At 73.0% G+C, this 17,100-nt stretch carries 18 protein-coding genes; 7 read left to right on the top strand and 11 right to left on the bottom strand.

Features of this window, described 5'->3' with window-relative positions; genetic code table 11:
• The first annotated feature begins 23 nt into the window (after positions 1–23).
• From yczR to H0S66_RS13830, 3 genes are all read left to right on the top strand, one after another.
• The gene (gene yczR / locus H0S66_RS13840) at positions 24–1,457 is read left to right on the top strand and encodes a MocR-like transcription factor YczR (protein ID WP_179615901.1); all 1,434 of its coding nucleotides are present in this window, start codon (positions 24–26) and stop codon (positions 1,455–1,457) included.
• Positions 1,458–1,751: 294 nt separating this feature from the next.
• Positions 1,752–2,174: a VOC family protein gene (locus H0S66_RS13835; protein WP_179615900.1), complete on the top strand. Its 423-nt coding sequence runs from the start codon at positions 1,752–1,754 to the stop codon at positions 2,172–2,174.
• Positions 2,175–2,332: 158 nt separating this feature from the next.
• The gene (locus tag H0S66_RS13830; protein WP_179615899.1) at positions 2,333–3,679 is read left to right on the top strand and encodes an HNH endonuclease signature motif containing protein; all 1,347 of its coding nucleotides are present in this window, start codon (positions 2,333–2,335) and stop codon (positions 3,677–3,679) included.
• Here the strand turns inward: H0S66_RS13830 and H0S66_RS13825 are convergent.
• Positions 3,621–3,962 (bottom strand): hypothetical protein, encoded by a 342-nt coding sequence (locus tag H0S66_RS13825; RefSeq protein WP_179615898.1) that lies wholly within the window; start codon positions 3,960–3,962, stop codon positions 3,621–3,623. The genes H0S66_RS13830 and H0S66_RS13825 overlap by 59 nt on opposite strands.
• Before the next feature lie 117 nt (positions 3,963–4,079).
• Here H0S66_RS13825 and H0S66_RS13820 point away from each other — a divergent pair, with 117 nt between their 5' ends.
• Both H0S66_RS13820 and H0S66_RS13815 read left to right on the top strand, forming a co-directional pair.
• On the top strand, positions 4,080–5,678 hold the full coding sequence (locus tag H0S66_RS13820) for an ATP-binding cassette domain-containing protein (RefSeq protein ID WP_179615897.1): 1,599 nt from the start codon (positions 4,080–4,082) through the stop codon (positions 5,676–5,678).
• A gap of 4 nt (positions 5,679–5,682) precedes the next feature.
• Entirely contained in the window at positions 5,683–6,063 is a 381-nt protein-coding gene (locus H0S66_RS13815; RefSeq protein ID WP_179615896.1) for a PNPOx family protein, read from the top strand.
• Here the strand turns inward: H0S66_RS13815 and arr are convergent.
• From arr to H0S66_RS13790, 5 genes are read right to left on the bottom strand one after another with little or no spacing between them, the layout of a single operon-like run.
• Positions 6,060–6,482, bottom strand: coding sequence for an NAD(+)--rifampin ADP-ribosyltransferase (gene arr, locus H0S66_RS13810; RefSeq protein WP_179615895.1), 423 nt, complete (start codon positions 6,480–6,482; stop codon positions 6,060–6,062). The two genes, H0S66_RS13815 and arr, sit on opposite strands and share 4 nt — an antisense overlap.
• Positions 6,483–6,516: 34 nt before the next feature.
• A complete protein-coding gene (gene efeB, locus H0S66_RS13805) occupies positions 6,517–7,785 on the bottom strand; it encodes an iron uptake transporter deferrochelatase/peroxidase subunit (protein WP_179615894.1) in 1,269 nt (422 codons plus the stop codon).
• Complete coding sequence (efeO, locus tag H0S66_RS13800; RefSeq protein ID WP_179615893.1) at positions 7,782–8,969, bottom strand: iron uptake system protein EfeO; 1,188 nt, start codon at positions 8,967–8,969, stop codon at positions 7,782–7,784. Before efeO ends, efeB begins: the two co-directional genes overlap by 4 nt.
• A 4-nt stretch (positions 8,970–8,973) precedes the next feature.
• A complete protein-coding gene (efeU, locus tag H0S66_RS13795; RefSeq protein WP_179615892.1) occupies positions 8,974–9,813 on the bottom strand; it encodes an iron uptake transporter permease EfeU in 840 nt (279 codons plus the stop codon).
• Between the two features lie 54 nt (positions 9,814–9,867).
• Positions 9,868–10,587: a DsbA family oxidoreductase gene (locus H0S66_RS13790; RefSeq protein WP_179615891.1), complete on the bottom strand. Its 720-nt coding sequence runs from the start codon at positions 10,585–10,587 to the stop codon at positions 9,868–9,870.
• 108 nt (positions 10,588–10,695) lie between these two features.
• Between H0S66_RS13790 and H0S66_RS13785 the strand changes: the two genes are divergently transcribed.
• Together H0S66_RS13785 and H0S66_RS13780 are read left to right on the top strand one after the other, a co-directional pair.
• Complete coding sequence (locus tag H0S66_RS13785; protein ID WP_179615890.1) at positions 10,696–11,613, top strand: ABC transporter ATP-binding protein; 918 nt, start codon at positions 10,696–10,698, stop codon at positions 11,611–11,613.
• A complete protein-coding gene (locus tag H0S66_RS13780) occupies positions 11,610–12,440 on the top strand; it encodes an ABC transporter permease subunit (RefSeq protein WP_179615889.1) in 831 nt (276 codons plus the stop codon). Before H0S66_RS13785 ends, H0S66_RS13780 begins: the two co-directional genes overlap by 4 nt.
• 28 nt (positions 12,441–12,468) lie before the next feature.
• Here the strand turns inward: H0S66_RS13780 and H0S66_RS13775 are convergent, their stop codons facing one another.
• The 5 genes from H0S66_RS13775 to H0S66_RS13755 all read right to left on the bottom strand — a co-directional run bounded on the left by H0S66_RS13775 (position 12,469) and on the right by H0S66_RS13755 (position 17,076).
• Positions 12,469–12,855: a hypothetical protein gene (locus H0S66_RS13775; RefSeq protein WP_179615888.1), complete on the bottom strand. Its 387-nt coding sequence runs from the start codon at positions 12,853–12,855 to the stop codon at positions 12,469–12,471.
• Between the two features lie 176 nt (positions 12,856–13,031).
• The gene (gene ilvC / locus H0S66_RS13770; RefSeq protein WP_276529353.1) at positions 13,032–14,060 is read right to left on the bottom strand and encodes a ketol-acid reductoisomerase; all 1,029 of its coding nucleotides are present in this window, start codon (positions 14,058–14,060) and stop codon (positions 13,032–13,034) included.
• 48 nt (positions 14,061–14,108) lie between these two features.
• A complete protein-coding gene (gene ilvN, locus H0S66_RS13765; protein ID WP_179615887.1) occupies positions 14,109–14,648 on the bottom strand; it encodes an acetolactate synthase small subunit in 540 nt (179 codons plus the stop codon).
• 10 nt (positions 14,649–14,658) lie between these two features.
• Positions 14,659–16,428 carry an acetolactate synthase large subunit gene (locus H0S66_RS13760; RefSeq protein WP_179615886.1) on the bottom strand — a complete coding sequence of 590 codons (1,770 nt, stop codon included), beginning with the start codon at positions 16,426–16,428 and terminating at the stop codon, positions 14,659–14,661.
• Between the two features lie 240 nt (positions 16,429–16,668).
• The gene (locus tag H0S66_RS13755; protein WP_179615885.1) at positions 16,669–17,076 is read right to left on the bottom strand and encodes a VOC family protein; all 408 of its coding nucleotides are present in this window, start codon (positions 17,074–17,076) and stop codon (positions 16,669–16,671) included.
• Between the last annotated feature and the right edge of the window lie 24 nt (positions 17,077–17,100).

The following is a 17,100-nucleotide window of genomic DNA, read 5'->3' as shown; positions in this document are numbered from 1 at the left end:
CCAATCGTGCGACAGTGGTCTGCATGGTCACCTCCGTGTCGGCCGCGCGGGTCGCCGGTCTCGTCGGCCCCTTCGACCGCTCCCCCGCCTACGTCGGGCTCGCCGACGCGCTGACCCTGCTGGTGGGCGACGGCCGCATCGGCTACGACGTGCGGCTGCCCAGCGAGCGCGAGCTCACCGAGGCCCTGGGGGTCTCCCGCACGACGGTGACCCGGGCCTACGCGCTGCTGCGCGAGAGCGGGTACGCCGTGTCGCGGCAGGGGTCGGGGACCTTCACGCGGGTGCCCGGCGGCCGCGCCCGCTCGCACGACCGCGCACTGCTGCCCGGTCTCGACGACCGCGACGCGATCGACCTCAACTGCGCTGCGGCGGCCGCGCCCGCGGGGCTGATGCAGGCCTACACCGAGGCGATCGGCGACCTGCCGGCCCACCTCGGCGGCCACGGCTACTTCCCGGCCGGGCTGCCCCGGCTCCAGCAGCGCATCGCAGCGTCGTACGACGCCCGGGGGCTGCCCACCGACCCCGACCAGGTGCTGGTCACGCCGGGGGCCCTGGCCGCGGCCGCGGTGGTGGCGCAGGCCTTCGCCGGGCGGGGCGACCGGGTGCTCGTCGAGTCGCCGGTCTACCCCAACGCCACCCAGGCGCTGCGCAACGCCGGTGCCCGGCTGGTCCCCTCCGCGGTCGACCCGGACGGGTGGGACCTCGACGCGGTCGGCGCCACGCTGCGCGACGCCCGGCCACGACTGGCCTACCTGGTACCCGACTTCCAGAACCCGACCGGCCACGTGATGGGCGAGGAGCAGCGCGCGGCGTACGCCGCCCACCTGCGCGCCGCCGGCACCCGCGCGGTGGTCGACGAGGCGCACCAGGCACTGGCGCTCGACGGGCAGCAGATGCCGGCACCGTTCGCCGCCCACTCCCCCGCCACCATCACCATCGGCAGCGCCAGCAAGAGCTTCTGGGGCGGGCTGCGGCTGGGGTGGATCCGCGCCCCGCACGACTGCGTCGAGACGCTGCAGGAGGCGCGTCTGGCGCTCGACCTGGGCGCGCCGGTGCTCGAGCAGCTGACCCTCGCGCGGCTCCTGGAGCACGGCTCGGTGCTGCCGGGCCACCGCGACCAGCTGCGCGAGCAGCGCGACCGGCTGGTCGCCGACCTCGCCCAGCACCTGCCCGAGTGGCGCTTCCACGTGCCGGGGGGCGGGCTGGCGCTGTGGGTCGAGCTGCCCTCGGCCCGCGGCAGCGCCCTCGCCGCCGCCGCCGAGCAGCACGGCGTCATCGTCGCCCCCGGCCCGGTCTTCGCCGCCGAGGGCGGCCTCGACCGCTTCGTCCGCATCCCCTGGACCCGCCGCCCCGACGAGCTCACCCTCGCCGTCGAGCGCCTCGCCCTCGCCTGGGCCGAGGTCCGCGCCGCCCCCGTCAGGCGGGTCCGCCGCGGGACCCGGGTCATGGTCGCCTGACCCACCCTCCTTTGGTCGAGCAGAGACGAGCGCCAGCGAGGAGCGTCGCCGAGACCCCCCCTCCGTTGGTCGAGCAGCGACGAGCGCCAGCGAGGAGCGTCTCCGAGACCCCCACCCTCCGTTGGTCGAGCAGCGACGAGCGCCAGCGAGGAGCGTCGCCGAGACCCCGCGAGCACCGCGCCCGCCGTACGCCGTACGTCGCTGGGTACACGGACTGGACAGACGCTCGAGACCCCGGCCTGACCACCATCCCGCCCACCACCCGACACCCGTTCCGATCCTCGAGGAGCACCCATGAGCGACTACCCCCGGCTGCTGCACACCGCGATCGACGCCACGGACGCCCGCGGACTGTCCGAGTTCTACCGCCACCTGCTCGGCCTGACCTACCGCCCCGGTGACGAGCCCCCGCCCGACGGAGACGAGGACGAGGCGGACTGGCTCGTGCTGGTCGACGGCCAGGGCGGACGGGTGCTCGCGATCCAGGAGGTCGAGGAGCTCGCCGCGACGACCTGGCCGGTCCCCCTCATACCCATGCAGATGCACCTCGACTTCGGCGTCGCCGACCGCGTGACCCTCGAACTTCACCGCCGGCGCGCCGAGGCCCTGGGTGCCCGGCTGCTCCTCGACCGGACCCACGACGACACCGAACCGCTCTACGTGCTGGCCGATCCGGCCGGTCACCCGTTCTGCCTGCTCGTCGCCACAGAGGACTGACCGGTTCGGGCCGCACACGGGGCTCCGGAGCAACGCACGGCACCCCGGCTCCTGACCGGGGAGCCGACCGCTCTGCGGTGCTCACCGGGGCTCCAGGGCACTGACGCAGGTGTGGACGAAGCATTGCCTTCGAACGCACGTTCGAGTAAAATCGGGTCATGGACCAGCCCCGCCACGAGCAGCTCTGCGAGGTCGAGGACCTCGACGCTGACCGGCTGCTCGAGGTGGCCCGCGAGGTCGAGGTCGAGGTACGTCGCGCCGAGCGCCGCCGGTTGCGGCTGGTGCTGCGCTGGTGCGACCTGCACCCCGCCCTCGACGACTCCCAGCGGCTCTCGTGGGGCGAGCAGGACCGGGTCTGGGACTGCGATGCCTGGATCGGTGGCGAGGGGGTCCCGGCGGTGGCGGAGTTCACCGCCGAGCCGTTGGCGGCGGTGATGCGGATGTCACCGGCCGCGACCACCTCGCTGATGGGCGAGGCGCTCGAGCTGCGGCACCGGCTGCCCAGGATCCACGCCCGGGTGGAGTCCCTCGACGCCGCGCTGTGGCGCGCGCGTCGGGTCGCGAAGGCCACCCAGGGCCTCTCGGTCGAGGCCGCCGCGCACGTCGATGCGGTCCTGGCACCCCTCGGGGACTCCGTGGGCCCCACCCGCATCGACCGCGCGGTCGCCGAGGCGGCCGCCCTGTACGACCCCGAGACCCTCACCGACGCCGAGGAGCACGCCCGGGTCCACGAGTGGGGCATCACGCTGCGCCACCACCGCGCCGGTGAGGGCCGCCACTGGGCCGGCACCTCCTGGCTCGCGATCACCGGCGACACCCCCACCCTGCAGCGCCTGCACGACCTGATCACCGACACCACCGCCCCACCCGCAGACCCCGACGCAAACCCCCACAGTCAGCGCGACCTCGGCGTACGCCAGATCCAGGCGCTGGCCGAGGTCCTCGACGGCCTCGGCGCACCCCGCCCCCGGGTACGGCTGGCCATCGACATCACCACCGACGACCTCACCGGCGACCTCACCGGCGACCTCACTGGCCACAGCGCGCAGGTCGGGCGGGTGCTCGGGCTGGGCCCCGCCACCCTCGCCACGATCCGCGACTGGCTGGCCGGGGCCTCGGTCACCGTGCTCCCGGTCCTCGACATGGCCCGCACCGACGCCATCGACGCCCACGACCCGCCGCGGTGGATGCGCGACCTGGTCACCCGCCGCGACACCCACTGCGTGCACCCCTTCTGCGACACCCCCGCCACCCGCTGCGACCTCGACCACATCACCGCCTACATCCCCATGGACGAAGGCGGCCCACCCGGCCAGACCCACCCAGCCAACCTGGCACCCCTGTGCAGGCACCACCACCGCAACAAGACCCACGGCCACTGGACCTACCACCGCACCCACCACGGCGACTACCTCTGGCACGACCAGCACGGACACACCTACGCCGTCACCCGCCAAGGCACCCTCGAGCTCGATCCAGGCTCGCCAGCCACGCCTCGGCGCTGACCCATCGGGTCACGGTCGGGTGGTGGAGGAACACGCTCTGGTGGCGGACCTGGCCGATCAGCGCCACGTGCGCGAGCTCGCCGGCGGCGGCCCTGGCCAGCGCCGCACCGAGCTCGACGTACATCCCCCGCCCCTCGTGCTCGGACAGCACGACGAGGACGGCTTCTGCAGCGAGCACCGCGTCGAGGTCGGCCGTCGCGACCGCGGCCGCCACGACACCCACGCGCCGAGCCGGCTCGTTCGAACCAGCCGGGTCGCGGCTAAACCAGGTGCGCGGCGCCACGCGCCCGCCCTAGCCTGGCGAGGTCCCACCCCCGCACCCCAGGCAAGGTCACGTTGCTCCTCTGAGGCCCGTCCCCGCGTCCGTCGCGACGCACCCGACCCCTCACCTGGAGCACCCATGCCCTCGACCCGACCCCTCTGCGTCGTCTCCGACCTCGACGTCACCTGGCCCGACGGGAGCCATGCCCTGCGCGGCCTGGACCTCACCCTCGGCCAGGGACGCGCCGGCCTCGTCGGCGCCAACGGCAGCGGCAAGTCCACCCTGCTGCGGGTGCTCGCCGGCGAGCTGGCCCCGACCCGGGGGCACGTGCAGGTGCGCGGCGAGGTCGCCCACCTGCCGCAGGACCTGACGCTCGACGTCGCCCAACCCGTCGCCACCTTCCTCGGCGTGGCTCCGACCCTCGAGGCCCTGCGCGCCATCGAGTCCGGCAGCACCGAGCAGCACCACTTCGACGCGGTGGGCGACGACTGGGACGTCGAGGAGCGCGCCGCCGCCGAGCTCGACCGGCTCGGGCTCCCCGCGCACACCCTGCACCGTCGCCTCGGGGAGCTCTCCGGTGGCGAGGTGACCCGGCTCGGCCTGGCGCGACTGCTGCTGCGGCGCCCCGACCTGCTGCTGCTCGACGAACCCACCAACAACCTCGACCGGGCCGGCCGCGAGCGGGTGCACGAGCTCGTCGCGACCTGGCCGCGCGCCCTGCTGGTCGTCAGCCACGACCGCGAGCTGCTCGAACGGGTCGACCGCATCGCCGACCTGCGCGACGGCGCGGTGCGCTGGTACGGCGGCGGCTGGTTGTCGTACGCCGCCCAGGTCGCCTCCGAGCAGGAGGCGGCCCGGCAGGCGGTGACGACCGCCCGCAACGAGGTGCGCCGCCAGCGCCGCGACGTCGTGCAGGCCGAGAAGGCGCTGGCCCAGCGCCGCCGCGTGGCCGCGAAGGCCGAGGCCACGACCGGCATCGGCAAGGCGGCGCGCGACTACATGGTGGGGCGCGCCGAGCGCTCGGCCGCGTCCTACCGCCAGGTGCACGCCGACCGGCTCGGCTCGGCCCGCAGCGACCTCGACCGCGCCCAGGAGGCGCTGCGGGACGACGTGGCGATCCGCGTCGACCTCCCCGCCACCGAGGTGCACCGCGGCGCACGGGTGCTCAGCAGCCGCGACCTGGTGCTGCGCACCGGTGCCTCCGTCGACGTCGAGGTCGTCGGTCCCGAGCGCATCGCCCTCGTCGGGCCCAACGGCAGCGGGAAGACCACCCTGCTGCACACCTGGTCGGGGCGGCTGGCCCCGCTCTCGGGCGAGGTCCGCGCCCACGTCCCGGTCGCCCTGCTCCCCCAGCGCCTCGACGTCCTCGACGACGCCCTGCCGCTGGCCAGCGAGGTCGCTCGCCGCAACCCCGGCGCCACGACGGAGCAGGTGCGCGCCCGGTTGGCCCGCTTCGGCTTCCGCGGCAGCGCCGGCGACCGCCTCGTGGGCGACCTCTCCGGCGGCGAGCGGCTGCGCGCCACCCTCGCCGCCCTGCTGCTGGCCGACCCGGCCCCGCGCCTGCTGCTCCTCGACGAGCCGACCAACAACCTCGACCTCGCGTCGTACGACGCCCTGGTCGCCGCGCTCGCCGGCTACCGGGGCGCGCTGGTGGTCGCCAGCCACGACCGGGCCTTCCTCGACGACCTGGACCTCGGGCGCACCGTCGACCTCGGCGCTCCGCGGGTGGGAGGCTGAGCCGGTGACCACCACCGACAGCGCTGCCGCGGCCATCGCCTCCGAGAGGCGTGTCGCGCTCACCGCGGACGGCTCCACCGATGGGACCGCTGCACCCCCGGCGTGGGTGGTGCTGACCACCGACGGACGGCTCGGACTGTGGACCGCCCCGCCCACCTCCGCCCGGGTGCGGGTCGTGCCCTGCGACCGCCGCGGTCGACCCACGGGGACCGGCGCGCCCGTCGCCGGCCAGGCCGAGGTGGTCCGCTCCGGCGCCGTCTTCGACGAGGTGCGCGGGCGCGTGCGCGAGAAGTACGGGTGGCGCAGCCGGTTCGGCGCGCGACGCGTCGACACCGTCGTGCTGGTCACGCCTGACCGGCCCCCGACACCCGGACGTCCCAGCTAGTCGTCGATCACGTCCAGACCCTGCTCGCGCAGCCGGGCGAGGCCGGCCAGCATCTCCTCGACCGCCTCCGGCGGGTGGCGCGGCCAGTCGACCACCTCCGCGACGACGCGCAACGGGTGCCTGCTGCGGTAGGAGCGGGTGGGGTTGCCGGGGAACTTCTTGTCGGTGACGTTGGGGTCGTCCTCGAACGGGCCGAGCGGCTCCACCTCGTAGACGCGGCCCGACTCGTCGTCGCCGTGCAGCGCGCTCGCCAGCTGGGCACCCCAGGCCGCGGTCGTGATCAGCGAGGTGAAGTAGACGTTGTTGGACGTGCGCCCTCGCTGGAAGTTCGAGCCGTGGCCCGCCACCAGCTCCTCGCCGGGTGACAGCGCCACCCTGGTCCCGTGGAAGAACGGGCCCGCTCCGTGGTTCTCCTCCATGCCGTCATCCTCCACGATGCGGGCGCGACCACCCTCAGGCGAAGAGCGCCTGGGCGACGAACTCGCCCTCGCCCACCCCGGGCGGCACGGCGAACAGCGCGGAGCCGGTGAAGCGCAGGTACTCCATCAGCGCGTCGTTCTTGGCCATCGCGTTCTGCACCGGGATGAACCCGGTCGCGGGGTCGCGCACGAAGGCGATGAAGAACAGCCCGGCGTCGAGGCCGCCGAGGTCGTCGCTGCCGTCGACGAAGTTGTAGCCCCGGCGCAGCATCCGTGCTCCCCCGTGGGCGTCGGGGTGCACGACGCGGACGTGGGCGTCGGGAGCGATCACGGTGGTGCCGTTGCTGCCGGGCATCTCGAAGTCGGGTTCGGTGTGCTCCGAGCCTCCCGAGAGCGGCGCCCCGGTGCCCTTGGTGCGACCGATGAACGCCTCCTGCTCCCCCAGCGGCTGACGGTCCCAGACCTCGATCGTCATGTTGGTGCGCCGGGCCGCGAGGTAGGTGCCGCCCGCCAGCCACCCCGCAGCCGGGTCGTCGCCAGGGCCCACCCACACGTGCTCCGCGAGCGCCTCGGGCTCCTCGGCCTTCACGTTCGCGGTGCCGTCCTTGAAGCCGAAGAGGTTGCGCGGGGTGGCCTGGCTGGTCGAGGTCGAGGAGGTGCGCCCGAAGCCCAGCTGCGACCAGCGCACCGAGACCCGGCCGAAGCCGATCCGCACCAGGTTGCGCACCGCGTGCACCGCCACCTGCGGGTCCTGCGCGCACGCCTGGATGCACAGGTCCCCGCCCGAGCGGCGCGGGTCGAGCACGTCCCCGGGGAAGTGCGGCAGGTCGCGCAGCGCCTCGGGCTGCCGGTCCGCCAGCCCGAACCGGTCGCGCCCCTCGGCGTCGCGGAACAGCCCGGGCCCCAGCCCGAAGGTGATGGTCAGTCCGCCCGGGGGCAGGCCGATCGCCTCGCCGGTGTCGTCGGGTGGCAGCAGGTAGCTGCCACCGACGGCGCCCTCCGGCCCCGCGTCCTCGCCGCGGGTCATCCGCTCGGCGGCCTCGGTCCACTCCTGCAGCAGCGCCACCAGCTCCTCGCGGGAGTCGGTGGTGACGTCGAGCGCCGCGAAGTGCAGGCGGTCCTGGGCCGGGGTGACGATGCCGGCCTGGTGCTCGCCGCGGAAGGCGTACGACGCCGCCTCCGCCGCCGTCTCCGCGTCACCGCTGGTGACCGCGCGGCCGCCGGCGAACCCTCCGGCCACGCCGACGAGCAGGGCGCCGCTCCCGCCCAGGAGTCCGCGTCGGGAGAAGCCTGCGGGGCTCACGCCAGGACGGCCGCGGTCAGTCGCGACAGCGGCTCGGAGAGCGCGTTGACGGCGTCGGCGAGCGCCTTGACCTCCTCGGTCCCGAGCTCGTCGTAGGCCACGAAGCCGTCGCCGCTGCGGTGCTCGTCGAGCAGGTCCTGCAGCGCCTCGAAGCGGTCCTCGAGCGTCTCGGCGAGCTCGGGGTCCTTCTCGGCCACGATCGGCTGGACGCCCTCGAACCCGACCCGGGCGCCGTCGACGTTGGCCTGGAAGTCGTAGAGGTCGGTGCGCGACCAGTACTCCTCCTCGCCGGTCACCTTGCCGGTGGCGACCTCCTCCAGCAGCCCGCGCGAGCCGTTGGCGATCTGGTCGACGGTGAACTCGAGCCCCTGGATCTGCGCGTCCAGCGTCTCGGTGTTGGCCAGCAGGTCCTGTGCGTACGTCGAGCGCTGCCGCGGCGTGAGCGCGGTGTAGTCCTCGGCGCGGGCGGGCCACAGGTCCTTCTCGATGCGGTGCCAGCCGGTCCACTCCTGGCCCGGCTCGAGGTCGGCCTCGCGCAGGTCCATGCGGGGGTCGAGGTCGCCGAAGGACTCGGCCACGGTCTCGATGCGCTCCCAGTGGGTGCGCGCGACCGGGTAGAGCGCCCGGGCCTCGTCGTCCTCGCCCGCCTCGTAGAGCGCCACGAACCGCGCCGTCTTCTCCAGCAGCTGGGCCGACTGGTCCTCGACGTAGGCCTGGTAGCCGGCCAGGGCCGCGTCGACGAGCTCCTGCTCGTCGGCGGAGACGTCGCGCTCCTCCCCGGAGTCGGTCACGGTGAAGGCGGCGCGGATGCCCTCGCCGCTCATGCCCGGCTTGCAGGCGGTGCGGTAGGAGCCGGCGGGCACGCTCGTCACGAGCTGGCGGGTGGCCTGGGGACCGATGTTCTCGATCTCGGCCACGATCCGCAGCCCGTCGTCGGCCAGCAGGTAGAACTCGGTGACCTGCGAGCCGGCGTTGGTGACGTCGAAGCGCAGCGTGCCCGAGGGTGCCTCGACGTCGGAGACCTCGCAGGCCTCCTCGCTCGAGGTGACCGTCACCGTGCGGGAGTCCGCACCGGTCGCGGAGGACTCGGTGCTCTCGGTGCAGGCGGCCAGGGCCGGGAGGGCGACCACCAGGGCGGCGGCCAGGGGACGGGAGATCACGGTGTGCACGAGCAGGTTCCTCATCGGGTCAGTGGCCGGGGGCCGGGACGGGGCGACGGACCCGGACCAGGAAGAGCGCCAGGACGGGCACGACGTACGCCACCCAGACCACCGCCTCCACCCAGGTCGTCTGCGGGGAGAAGTTGAAGACGCCCTTGAGCAGGGTGCCGAGCCAGCCACCGGCGCTGACGAGGCCGGAGACGTCGAAGGCGTAGGAGTGCAGGCCGGGCAGCACGCCGGCCTCCTGCAGGTCGTGGAAGCCGTAGGCCAGCACCCCGGCCGCCACCACGACGAGCAGCGCGCCGGTCCAGGTGAAGAAGCGGGTCAGGTCGATGCTGATCGCGCCGCGGTAGAGCAGCCACCCGAGCAGCACGGCGACGCCGATGCCGAGCAGGGCGGCGAGGATCGGGGTGGCGGTCTGCTCGCCGACCGCGTCGCCGGTGGCCTGCCGGGTGTTGCTCCACAGGATGAGCGAGGTCTCGAGGCCCTCGCGCCCCACCGCCAGCACGGCCACGAGGACCAGGCCCCAGGCCGGGCCGTCGGCGGTGGCGTCGACGCGACCGCGCAGCTGACCGCCCATCGAGCGGGCCGCGGTCGCCATCCAGAAGACCATCCAGGTCACGAAGCCGGCGGCGACGATCGACAGGGAGCCGCCGACCAGCTCCTGGGTCTGGAAGGTGAGCTGGCGGGCCTGCAGGCCCAGCACCACGGTGAGGGCCGCGCAGGACCCGAGGGCGAGCGCGACACCGGCCCAGACCCGCGGCAGCAGGTGCCGGCGACCCGAGGTGACGAGGTAGGCGACGAGGATGCTCACCACGAGGGAGGCCTCGAGGCCCTCGCGCAGGCCGATCAGGAAGTTACCGAGCACCCGCCGGACACTAGACCAAACACTTAGGTTTGCCTAACCAAAGTGAGGTTCCCCTCAGCTGCAGCCGTCGGGTCCGCACACCGCGCCGTCGGCCCCGGCCTGGTCACCGACCGGCGCACCGACCATCTCGACGGCCGGGTGGGCGTCGTCCCAGGCCCGCTGCAGCACGTCGGCGAAGACGTCCGCGGGCTGGGCGCCGGCGATGCCGTAGCGCCCGTCGACGACGAAGAACGGCACACCGGTGGCCCCGTAGGCCCCGGCCTGGCGGATGTCGGCCTCGACCTCGTCGGCGTACTCGGTGGAGGCCAGCACCTCACGCACCCGCGCCTCGTCGAGCCCCGCGGAGACCGCGATCTCGGTCAGCACGTCGTGGTCGGCGACGTTGCGCGCCTCGATCATGTACGCCTTCAGCAGCGCCTCCTTGAGGTCACCGCGCTGGGCGTGGTCGGCGGCCGCGTGCAGCACGCGGTGCACGTCGGCGGTGCCGACCCGGTGGGCCTGGCCCAACCGGTAGAGTAGCCCCTCCTCGGCCGCCACGGCCTCCATCTGGTCGATCATCTGCTGGCCGGCCCGGGGCCCGCCGCCGTACTTGCGGCCCAGGTGCTCGGCGATCGTCTCGTCGGCGACGGAGGGCGCGCCGGGGTCGAGCTGGAAGGAGCGCCACACGACCTCCACCTCGTCGCGGTGCTCGAAGTCGGCCAGGGCGGTCTCGAGGCGCCGCTTGCCGATGTAGCACCACGGGCAGACGACGTCGGACCAGATCTCGATACGCATGTGGGGCCCAACCCCGAGAGACCCCTGGTTCTTCCCGGGTGGTTCTCCGGGTCGCGACCCGCGTCATCCCCGATGCGCCGAGACCCCCGCGGGCGCGAGGCTCCGAGCATGATCACGATCGAGAACCTCACCCGACGCTACGGCGCCCACACGGCCGTCGACGACGTCACCTTCACCGCACGACCCGGGCGCGTCACCGGCTTCCTGGGTCCCAACGGCGCCGGCAAGTCGACGTGCATGCGCGTGCTCGTCGGGCTCACCCCGCCGACGTCGGGCAGCGCGACCGTGCTGGGCCGCCGCTTCGTCGACCTGCCCGACCCCGGTCGCGAGGTGGGGGTCCTGCTCGACGCCTCCGCCCAGCACGCCGGCCGCACCGGCCGCGAGACCCTGACCCTGGCCCAGCGCACGATGGGCCTGCCCCGGGCCCGGGTGCAGGAGATGCTCGACCGGGTCAGCCTCACCGACGAGGAGGCCGGGCGGCGGGTGCGGCACTACTCGCTGGGCATGCGCCAGCGGCTCGGCATCGCCCACGCCCTGCTCGGCGACCCGGAGGTGCTCGTGCTCGACGAGCCCGCCAACGGCCTCGACCCCGCCGGCATCCGCTGGATGCGCGACCTGCTGCGCGAGTACGCCGACCGCGGCGGCACCGTGCTGCTCTCCAGCCACCTGCTGCACGAGATCGAGGTGGTCGCCGACGACCTCGTCGTCATCGGCCGCGGGCGGATCGTGGCCAGCGGCACCAAGGCCGAGCTACTCGCCTCGGCCGGCACCGTGGTCCGCTCCCCCGACCCCGAAGCCCTGGCGCGGGCACTGGCCGGCGCCGGGCACGGCGCCGAGCCGACCGGTGACGGCGCCCTGTCCACCGACGCCCCGCCCGACCTCGTCGGCCGGCTGGCCCTGCAGGCCGGATTGGCCCTCTCCGAGCTGCGCGCCGCCGACGGCGCGGGCCTGGAGCAGATGTTCCTCGACCTCACCGCCGACACCCAGCGCGAGACCACCACGACCCCACCAGGAGCAGCAGCATGAGCACCCCGACCCTGACCACCCCCGGCACCGTGCCCGACCGGTCCGCGACGGCGTACGCCGCCCGCCCGGCGCCGCCCCCGATCCCCTTCGCCCGGCTCCTCGAGGTCGAGCTGCGCAAGATGTTCGACACCCGCTCGGGAGCCTGGCTGATGATCGGCGTGGGCGTCCTGTCGGTGCTGGCCAGCGGCGCGGTGGTGCTGTGGGCGCCCGACGAGGCCATCACCTACGCGGCGTTCGCCCAGGCGGTCGGCTTCCCGATGGCGGTGCTGCTGCCGGTGATCGCGATCCTCTCGGTCACCAGCGAGTGGAGCCAGCGCAGCGGGCTGACCACCTTCACCCTCGTGCCCCACCGGGGACGGGTCATCGCCGCGAAGGCCGTGGACTCCGTCGTGGTCGCGGTCGGCGGGATGCTCGTGGCCGCCGGCGTCGGGGTCCTGGGCAACCTGCTCGGCTCGGCCCTGGCCGGCACGCCGACGGTGTGGGACGTCACCCTGGCCGACTTCGCCGCCATCGTGCTGGCCAACGTCCTCGGCGTGCTGATCGGCTTCATGCTCGGGGTGGTGCTGCGCAGCTCGTCGGCCGCGCTGGTCGGCTACCTGGTCTACGTCTACGTGTTCACGGGGCTGACCTTCGCCCTCGCCCAGGCCCAGCAGTGGTTCGCCGACCTGCAGCCGTGGGTCGACTTCAACTACACGCAGGGCTCCCTCTTCGAGGGCTTCCCCGAGACCGCGCAGGCCTGGGCCCAGCTCGGCGCCACCAGCCTGCTGTGGCTGGTGCTGCCGCTCGCGGTGGGCCTGTGGCGGGTCGCCCGCGTCGAGGTGAAGTGACGCCGACGCCGACCCGGGCGAGCCTGCCTCAGGCGTGCGGGGTGAAGGACGTGGCGCAGGTACGCGTGGCGCTGCCGTTGCTCACCGTCACGTTGACGACGACCTTGTAGCCGGCCGTCGCTCCGGAGATGTAGTACGTCAGGACGGCGAACCCCTTCTTGCCCGACTTCCCGCTCTTCGTCGTGTCGGTGGTCTTGTAGTGGGCAACGGTCTTGACGGCGGCGTTCGCCTGTCCGGTGTTCACGGTGACGTTGACGTTCGTGTACTGCTTGGGCGTGGAGTCGGAGACCCGCGCCTTGCAGATCAACGGCTTGGGGGCCGCCTGCGCCGGCCCCGCCACGGCGACGACGGGCGTGAGGGTCAGCAGGACGACGGCCAGCAGGAGCCGGACACGACGGGTGAGCGAGCAGGACATCGAACCTCCAGGTTGATCAGCACGGACGAGCTGGAGACTAGGAGCGCAACTGGGCCCCCCGAGGGCCAACGGGCTCGAACCACCCGTTCCGACTATTACTCCCTGGGGTATGCAAAGCACCGGAGGCCCCCCGCGTCAGCGGGGGGCCTCCGGTGTGCGTTCTCAGGGTGCTCGGCTCAGCGGGCGGAGGAGCCCTCGACGTAGTCGGAGTCGTGGCTCTTGACCCACGCCATCAGCTTGCGCAGCTCGCGGCCGGTCTTCTCGATCGGGTGCGACTCGCCCTGCTCGCGGAACTTGGTGAACTCGGGCTGGCCGTTCTCCATGTCGGTCATGAAGCGCTCGGCGAACGAGCCGTTCTTGATGTCCTCGAGGACACCGACCATGTTCTGCTTCACGCGCTCGTCGATGACCCGCGGGCCGGAGACGTAGTCGCCGAACTCGGCGGTGTCGGAGACCGACCAGCGCTGCTTGGCGATGCCGCCCTCGTACATGAGGTCGACGATCAGCTTGAGCTCGTGCAGGCACTCGAAGTAGGCGACCTCGGGCTGGTAGCCGGCCTCGGTGAGGACCTCGAAGCCGTACATGACCAGCTGCGAGGCGCCGCCGCAGAGCACGGCCTGCTCGCCGAACAGGTCGGTCTCGGTCTCCTCGGTGAAGGTGGTCTTGATGCCGCCGGCGCGCAGGCCGCCGATGCCCTTGGCGTAGGACAGCGCGAGCTCCCAGGCCGAGCCGGAGGCGTCCTTCTCGACCGCGACGAGCACGGGCACGCCGCGCCCGTCGACGTACTCGCGGCGCACCAGGTGGCCGGGGCCCTTGGGGGCGACCATGAAGACGTCGACGCCCTCGGGGGGCTCGATGAAGCCGAAGCGGATGTTGAAGCCGTGGCCGAAGACCAGGGTGTCGCCCTCGGCGAGCTGCGGGGCGATCTCCTCGGCGAAGAGCTTCTTCTGGTGCTGGTCGGGGGCGAGGATGACGATGACGTCGGCCTCCTCCGCGGCCTCGGCCGGGGTCAGCACGCGCAGGCCCTCGGCCTCGGCCTTGGCGCGGCTCTTGGAGCCGGGCTGCAGGCCGATGCGCACGTCGACGCCCGAGTCGCGCAGCGACAGCGCGTGGGCGTGGCCCTGGCTGCCGTAGCCGATGACGGCCACGTTCTTGCCCTGGATCAGGGACAGGTCGGCGTCGTCGTCGTAGAACATCTCAGCCACGGGGGCTTCTCCTTCTGGTGGTGGACCGGGTGGACCTGGTGGTGGGTTTCAGACTGCTGCGGGAGGGGCGGGCACGGCCACCGGGCGCTGGCTGCGCTCGGAGATCGAGCGCGGGCCGCGCCCGATCGCGACCATGCCCGACTGCACGAGCTCACGGATGCCGAAGGGCTCGAGCATCTTGAGGAAGTCGGCGATCTTGCCCTGGTTGCCGGTGATCTGCATGGTGATGGCGTCGGGCGCCACGTCGATCACCTTGGCACGGAACAGCTGCACGGTGTCGAGCACCTGCCCGCGGGTCTCGGCGTTGGCGCTGACCTTGACCAGCACCAGCTCGCGGTTGACCGAGGCGTCGGGGTCGAGCTCGACGATCTTGATGACCTCGATGAGCTTGTTGAGCTGCTTGGTGACCTGCTCGAGCGGCGACTCGTCGACGTTGACCACGATGGTCATCCGGGAGACCTCGGGGTGCTCGGTCGGGCCGACGGCGAGGCTGTGGATGTTGAAGCCGCGGCGGCTGAAGAGCCCGGCGATGCGGGTCAGGACGCCGGGCTTGTCCTCGACCAGGACGGACAGGGTGTGCTGGGTCATCGAGAGGTCCTCACAGGTCGTCCTGGTCGAAGTCGGGCGCCAGGTCGCGGGCGTACTTGATGTCGTCGTTGCTGGTGCCGGCGGCGACCATCGGCCAGACCATCGCGTCGCGGTGCACGCGGAAGTCGACGACCACGGGCACGTCGTCGATCTCCATGGCCTTCTCGATGGTGGCGTCGACGTCGTCGGGGCCGTCGCACGCCAGGCCCACGCAGCCGTAGGCCTCGGCGAGCTTGACGAAGTCGGGGATCCGCACGGGGCCGCCGTGGCGCTGCAGGTTCGTGTTGGAGTAGCGCTCGTTGTAGAAGAGCGTCTGCCACTGGCGCACCATGCCCAGCGACTCGTTGTTGATGACCGCCACCTTGATCGGGATGTTCTCGATCGCGCAGGTCGCGAGCTCCTGGTTGGTCATCTGGAAGCAGCCGTCGCCGTCGATGGACCACACGGTGGCCTCGGGGCGACCGACCTTGGCGCCCATCGCGGCCGGCACCGAGTAGCCCATGGTGCCCAGGCCGCCGGAGTTCAGCCAGGTGCGCGGGTGCTCGTACTGCACGAAGTGGGCGGCCCACATCTGGTGCTGGCCCACCCCGGAGGTGTAGATCGCCTCGGGCCCGGCGATGGCGCTGAGCCGCTCGATGACGTGCTGGGGGGCCAGGGTGCCGGCGGGCGACTGCTCGTAGCCGAGCGGGTACTTCTTCTTGACCCCCGCCAGGAACGACACCCAGCCCTCGTAGTCGCCGGTGTGGCCGGCGTCGGCCTCGGCCTGCAGGGCCACCACGAGGTCGGAGATGACCTCGCGGCAGTCGCCCACGATCGGGACGTCGGTGTAGCGGTTCTTGCCGATCTCGGCCGGGTCGATGTCGGCGTGGATCACCTTGGCGCCGGGCGCGAAGGAGTCGAGGTTGCCGGTGACGCGGTCGTCGAAGCGCGCGCCGAGGCTGATGATCAGGTCGCTCTTCTGCAGCCCGGCCACGGCCGCGACGGTGCCGTGCATGCCGGGCATGCCCAGGTGCTGGGGGTGGCTGTCGGGGAAGGCACCCAGCGCCATCAGCGTGGTCACCACCGGCATGCCGGTCATCTCGGCGAGCACCCTCAGCTCGCGCGAGGCGTTGGCGCGGACCGTGCCGCCGCCGACGTACAGCACCGGGCGGCGGGCCTCGAGGATCAGCCGGGCGGCCTCGCGGATCTGCTTGCTGTGCGGCTTGGTCACCGGGCGGTAGCCCGGCAGGTGCAGCTCGGTGGGCCAGCGGAAGGTCGTCATCGACTGCAGCGCCGACTTCGCGACGTCGACCAGCACCGGGCCGGGGCGGCCGGTGGAGGCGATGTGGAAGGCCTCGGCGATCCGCTGCGGGATCTCGTCGGGGTCGGTGACCAGGAAGTTGTGCTTGGTGATCGGCATCGTGATGCCGCGGATGTCGGCCTCCTGGAAGGCGTCGGTGCCGATCAGCGAGGCACCCACCTGCCCGGTCACCGCGACCATCGGCACCGAGTCCATGTGCGCGTCGGCCAGCGCGGTGACCAGGTTGGTCGCACCGGGCCCCGAGGTGGCCATGCAGACGCCCACCCGGCCGGTCGCGGCGGCGTACCCCTGGGCGGCGTGGCCGGCGCCCTGCTCGTGGCGCACCAGGATGTGGCGGATGGAGGAGTCCATCAACGGGTCGTAGGCGGGCAGGATCGCGCCGCCGGGGATGCCGAAGATGTCGGTCGCGCCGGCAGCCTCGAGCGAGGTGACCAGGCTCTGCGCGCCCGTGATCTGTGTGCCTGAGGCTTCAGTGCTCATCCCTTGCCGCTTTCCTTGCTCGTGCGTGGTCCGCTCATGAAAAAACCCCTCGGCCCGGTGGGCAACGAGGGGCGACGCGCTGGCTGGTGCCGGGTCCGACTCAGCTCACGCGTCGCGTGGGTACGAGAAGGTCCTGGCGCATGGCTGCACGGTATCCCGGTGCCGCTCACCTCGTCACGCCAGTCTGTCACGCGTCCCAGCATCCGAGACGTCGGTCCCACATGCTGGCGCCACGGGCGTTCAGGGCAGGACCTCCTGGCCGACCGGTCCCGGGTTCCAGGCGACCTCCCAGCGGTAGCCCGCCGGGTCGGCGAAGTAGCCCGTGTAGCCGCCCCAGGCGCGGTCCTGGGGCGCCAGCACCGCCCGGGCGCCGGCGACCCGGGCCTGCTCGAGCACCTCGTCGACCTCCTCGCGGGTCGCGACGTTGTGCGAGATCGTCAGCGGCGCCGCGCCCGAGCCGAGCGGGCCGATCTCGGCCTCCATCGCCGAGCGGTCCCACAGCGAGAGCACCAGGTGCTCGCCGACCCGCAGCATCAGCACCTCCTCGTCGTCGTGGCTGGCCTGCCAGCCCAGGCCGTCGAGGAAGAAGGTCCTCGAGGCGTGCAGGTCACGCACGCCCAGGGTGATGAAGCTGATCCGCTGATCCACGCCCCCATGGTCCCAGATGCCCTA

It is taken from the genome of Nocardioides marinisabuli (assembly GCF_013466785.1).
Classification (GTDB): Bacteria; Actinomycetota; Actinomycetes; order Propionibacteriales; family Nocardioidaceae; genus Nocardioides; species Nocardioides marinisabuli.
Note: the sequence above shows the minus strand (reverse complement) of the source record. Positions and strands in the feature narration are given on the sequence as shown.